Below are 329 nucleotides of genomic sequence, written 5' to 3'. Positions count from 1 at the left end.
GTCACCACCATTAACCAGCGTTACTGGCAAGTAACCGGTATGCACAAACTGGATGCGTTAACCCGCATTCTGGAAGTCGAAGACTTTGATGGCATGATCATCTTCGTGCGCACTAAAAACGCCACTGTTGAGCTGGCTGAAAAGCTGGAAGCTCGTGGTTATTCTGCTTCGGCGATTAATGGCGATATGAATCAGGCATTGCGTGAAAAAACCATCGAACGCATGAAAAAAGGCAGTATTGATATCCTGATTGCCACCGACGTCGCTGCACGTGGTCTGGATATCGAACGCATGAGCCATGTGGTCAACTACGATATTCCTTACGATAC

At 47.7% G+C, this 329-nt stretch carries 1 protein-coding gene; it reads left to right on the top strand.

Translation table 11 applies throughout. The features are described 5' to 3' along the window. Positions 1 to 329: helicase-related protein (locus B3182_RS00295; protein ID WP_292751090.1), on the top strand; the 329-nt coding region annotated here is incomplete at both ends.

It is taken from the genome of Methylophaga sp. UBA4204, assembly GCF_002379485.1.
Classification (GTDB): Bacteria; Pseudomonadota; Gammaproteobacteria; order Nitrosococcales; family Methylophagaceae; genus Methylophaga.
The sequence above is the reverse complement of the archived record's forward strand: the minus strand, read 5'-3'. Positions and strand labels throughout refer to the sequence as shown.